This window comes from Desulfovibrio sp. SGI.102 (genome assembly GCF_050314315.1).
GTDB lineage: Bacteria > Desulfobacterota > Desulfovibrionia > Desulfovibrionales > Desulfovibrionaceae > Desulfovibrio.
Map to the genome: position 1 here is coordinate 1 of NZ_JBNPNC010000092.1, position 5,328 is coordinate 5,328.

General features: G+C 60.2%; 1 protein-coding gene. It reads right to left on the bottom strand.

Annotation, left to right across the window (positions count from 1 at the left end; all coding sequences use genetic code 11):
* On the bottom strand, positions 1-5,073 hold a 5,073-nt coding region (locus tag ACQRCJ_RS11995; RefSeq protein WP_427799891.1), incomplete at its 3' end, for a beta strand repeat-containing protein.
* Between the last annotated feature and the right edge of the window lie 255 nt (positions 5,074-5,328).

Here is a 5,328-nt window from a genome sequence, read left to right on the forward strand (position 1 = left end):
GGCGCCGGCGAAGGCGATGCGGGCAGCGCTTTCGATGGTGGCAGCGGCGGCTTCCTTGTCCATGCCCAGGAAGCGGTTGTCCGTGGCGCGGCTCAGGAAGCGCACGCCCATGTCGGCGGAGTTGACGTCGGCGTAGTCCCAGTTGGGATCACTAGCGGCGGCACCGGCATGACCGGTATACAGGTCGTTCACCGCGTTGGCCATGCCGTCGCTCAGGTTGGGGAACACGGTATGGGCGTCATTGCGCACGGCGGCGGTGGTGACCTTCTTGCCCGTACTGTCAAACTTGGCATCGCCCAGCGAGATCATGTCCGTGGTGGACGTCATGCCGTTGTTCTTCCAGCCGGCAACAGTACTTGTAGCCACATTGCCCACGATGGTGTAGGTCTGACCGGCCACGGCATCGGTGACCAGCAGCTTGGCACCTTCGGACACGGTGAGGGTGCTGCCGGTAGCATCGGCGAACTTGATGGCAGCCTTGTCGCCAAAGATGGCATTGCCATCGACCACCAGCAGGCTGTTGTCAGCGAAGGTGGCGGAGTTGGCAGTGCCAGTCCACGTTACGCTGTCATAACCGGCATCGCTATTCAGTTCGATGCTGCCGGTGGACTGAACAACAAGGGGCTTGGCCAGACCAAGCACGGTCTCCACACCGTCCTCACGCAGACCACCCTGCACCACGGAAGGCAGCCAGCCCTTATCCGTGGTACCCAGAGCCACATAGCTGTTGCGGCCGACCTGGAGAGCGTTGTTTACCGCATTGCTATCCGTGGCCGGATCATAGTTCTGCTTTTCGGTAGCAGCGTTGTTGGACGCATAACCCCAGTCAGGATCGAAGGTCATGGTAGTACCAGGCTTGGTGGTCATTTCCTTAACGACCAGGCTCACACCGTCAGAGTCGGTTTTACCGATGGTGACATTCCCCTCTGCAGCCAGCTTGTCGATCATGCCGGCACTGCCGTCCGTCATGGTGACGTCGTTGCTGACCGTCAGATCAGCCACGCTGATACCGGCCTTGGTCAGCGTCAGGCTCTTCACCGTGCTGGCATCTGTCAGCAGCAGGCTGCCGCCTTCCACGCTGACACGCTCGGCCGTCAGCTTCTTGGCAGCCACGTTGGTGGCGTCGATGTCCTTGGCGGTGATGGTGCCCTGCTGGGCAACGAGACTCAGCTGGCCGTCGTCAGATTGGGTGAGGTCATGACCAGAGGCATCGATCTTGCCTGTCTTGGCCACAAGGGCTCCGTTGGCATCGGTGACAGCACCACTCAGGGTGATGTCCTTTTCAGCCTGGAGGCCGCCATTATCCAGCTTTACATTGGTGGCCGTCACACTACCCGCAGCAGCGACAACACCGCCATTCTGGGCCGTGATGTTCGTGGCTTCGATGTCACCGGCAGCAACGGCGGGGTCAGCCCCAGCAGCCTGGATGGTACTGCCATCGGCCGTGATGGTGCCGGCCGTGATGTTGCCATTGGCCGTCAGCGTTGCGCCGCCCTGGGCAAGGAGCTGGCCCTTGGTGCCGCTATGCCCGTTGATGTCGCCATCCACCACAAAGGCGGCATCCTGGTTGCCGGTGACCAGCAGGGTCATATTCGACGCGCCGTTGCTGAAGGTCACATCGTCCTTGATGAGACCACTATTGGCGGTACCGGTATCACCAAGCATGAGCGTGCTGTCGCTGTTCGCGAAGTTAACGCCGCCATCCACCACGGCAAAGTCGGCAGTGTCGCCGGTCAGCTGCAGGGTACCCGTGTTAACCGTCAGGGACCCCCCTTCGGCAAGTTCCACACCCTTCCAGGCGCCGTTAAGGGTATCGCTAGACTTTACGCCCGTCACCACCAGCGTCTTGGTCTCGTTGGTGGCAATATTGGAATTGTTGATGTCGTCAATGGAAACCATGCCGGAGGAAATGGCAGCACCAGGCTTGAACATGTCAGCAACGGTGTTATCACCGGCGTTGATGACGCCCTGATTACCAAACTTGCCCTGAAGGTTCGTCACCGTAAGCTCACCGTCCGTCGTGCCCGTCAGATTGACCGTACCGCCGTTGGCGAGATCCGCACCAGCAAAGCCAGTGCCAAGGGCAGTATCTGTCGTGACGTTCAGGATACCGCCCTTCGCAACGTTGATATCGGTCTTGTCATCCGTCGCGACCGTACCCGTGGCATTCAGAGTGCCCTCAACCGTCACAACGCCGGTACCGGTAACCTCAATATTGCTAGAGGTCAGCGTGGCAAGACTATCAACGGTAAGCCCCTTGTCGGCCACCACCTCGGCAGCGGAGACAACACCGCCACCGGTGAGGGTCAGGGCGTTATTGTTGAAGACCCCGGCCTCGTCCCCAGCAGTGCCCGTGGACAGGGTGCCCGTGGACAGGGTGCCGAGCTGCAGGGTGGAGCCTTCGGCCACGTTCAGCTGGTCGAAGCGGACCACCTGGCCATTGAACGCACCATCATAGTTGGTGAAGGCCAGAGTGCTGTTATTAACTGTCGCCTTGCCTGTATTGGTTGCGTCATGGCCCTGACCAAAGACCGTGCCGGCAAAGCTGCTGTTGCCGTCAAAGGTCACGGTCGCCTTCTCCACCGTGGCCGTACCGTTATTGAGGGCATAACCGCCGGCATGGATGTTGCCCTTGATATCGGCATTGCCGCTGATGGTCAGATTGGCAGTGGTCACCTTTGCCTCAGCATTGGAGCCATCAGCCAGGCCACCGGCAAAGACATTGCCATTGATGGTGCCGCCGTTGATGGTGGTGTTGGCGGTGATGACGTTGGACGTGACCTTCCCGCTAGACCCCTTGGCGCTGGCCACACCGCCGCCTACCACGGCAGCGTCGCCTTTGGCTTCTTCAGCGAATTGTGCTCCGTAACGCAGAGCATTGATGGTTCCGCCATTGATGGTCAGCTGACTTTCCGTAACCGTCGAGGAGACATCGCCTGTGGCAGTGTTATAGTTTTCCGCGACGCCGCCGCCGACCACACCGGCGATCTGGGTGCCGCCAAGGATCTTCGTATTCGCGTTAGTCACGCTCACCGTTGCCTTGCCGGTGCCCGTTCCTTTGGCAAGGCTGCCACCGATAACGCCGCCGCCCAGCACCTTCACGGAATCACTGATGGTCACATTCGTCGTGTCGATGGTCAGACTCGCCTCTTGACCATCGGCATAAACAAGGGCCTTGCCGCCGCCCAGAACGTACTGGGCCTTCTTGTCAGCGCTCTGTAATGTGCCGCCGCTGACGAGGACATTGGTCGTATCAATTTTAGACGTCGTGCTGCTGCCGCGTACGTAGCTGCCGCCCATGACTTCGCCGTCAAGGGTGCCACCAGTCAGAGCAACACTGGTCGACGTAATATCCCCTCCTGCGTTGCCTGTGCCGTCGATAAGGTTACCGCCCACCAGGTCGCCCGTGACGGTACCATTCTTCATGGTCAGCGACGTCTTCGTGACATTAACAGTGCCGCCATTGACGGCCACGCCACCGGCAACGACCTTGGCATTGTCCTTATCTTTGTTGCCCTGGATGGCGGTCTTGTCACCGTCAATGACCACAACGGAATCCTTGACCGAAGCAGTGGCCTTTTCGCCAGTGGCGAAGCCCGCACCAGCCACGGCAGCGGAGCTGGACGCCTTTGTGCTGGGACTCGTGGTATAGACGATGTTGGTCACCGTCCCGCCGTTGACGTACACGGTAGAGGTATCCTCGACAGTGCTCGTGGCCGAGCCTTTATCGTTCAGATACTCGGCCAGGCCGCCGCCCACCACACCGGCAATGCTCGTGCCGTCGTTGATGGTCACCTTGCTGTTGGCCACAGTGGCAGTGGCAGTGGCAGCGTCTTCAGTCGCACTAGGCGTCGCACGGCTAACGCTGCCGCCCACCACAGCACCGGTAGTCACCGAGGCCTTATTATTGACCGTGACGGAAGAGGTGCCCGTGATTGTGCCCGTGGCCTTGCCATTGCCAAGTACCTTGTCGCCACCCACAATGTATTCCGCCTGGGGCATCGTGGCGGAGTTGGCAGCACTGAACACGACGCTGGTGTTACCGTTGGTGGTCACCGTACCGGCACCACGCGCATAGCTGCCGCCAATGACGTCGCCCTCGACCGTGCCGGCCTCGACCGTGCCGGCCTCGACCTCCACGTAGGAATCACCGTACAAGGTCGCCGTGCCGCCCTCGGCCATGTTGCCGCCCACCAGGTCGCCAACTTTGCTGACGTTCTTCACGACAATGCCGGAGGTGTTGTTCTGGCCTTTCGTGCCCACGGTCACCGTGGCGCCCTTACCCTGGGCCAGGCTGCCGCCGAGGACCTTGTCTTTGATGATCAATCCTTTGCCCTCGGCCTGGGCAATGGTCACCAGCGTATTGCCGGTGATGGCGCTGGTGGCCGTGCCCTGATTGTCTGCCACGAGAGCCAGGCCGCCGCCGATGATGGAGGGATCGAGTTCGATGGCCCCCACCAGGGCGGAGGAAGAGGAGTGCTCGAAGGTGCCGCCGGTGATGGTCACAGAAGTGGAAGCGTCGGTGACGGAGAGTTTTTGTTCCTTACCACCAGAGCCATAAACATGGGCCACACTGCCGCCCGTCACGGAGGTATCGAACTTGCCGCCGCTGATGTTCACGGTGATGTTTTCGGCAGTAGCAGTATTATTAACGCTAACGTCTCCAGTGCTGGCCTTGAGGTAGTTGCCGCCCATGACCAGCTCGTAGTCTTTAGTTTTGCCTTCCTTACCAAACGTACCGCCGTTGATGGTCAGCGAGATATTGCCGGTCTTCAGATTGGCACCGGCTCCGCCGGCGACCTTGCTGCCGCCCACCACGAATTCGGCGGAAGTGGTCTCATCGCCGCTGATGGTGGTGGTGATATTGCCGTGCGTTACGGTAAGGAGCTTGACATTTTCAGCCGCAGCCAGGTTTCTGGCGTAGCTGCCGCCGATGATCTCGCTGATCTTACCGCGCTTGACGGTGAGGGTGATGTCGCCTTGAGCCTTTTCGGCAGTCTCAGGGGTGTTTACCAGCCAGCCGCCCATGAGGTGGTCGGCATCTCCACTCCATTCCTGACTGCCACCACCCAAAGGCTTATCGTCTGCGGCGGTCGCCATGCCGGCGCCGCCCATGATCAGCATACCGGCCACAGCCAGGCTGCCGAAGGTGTTCATCAGGTGGCACTTTTTGAGCACCGCCTTGTACCGGTTGATCAGATTCCCGATGGCTCCCTTGGTAAGTTGCATACAGATTTCTCCCGAATTTGCGACGTCCAGCCAACAACGGGCGTCAGGTGTACAGGCAGGCTGTCAGGGCGCGAGACAAAGAACCGCTGCAATTAAGAG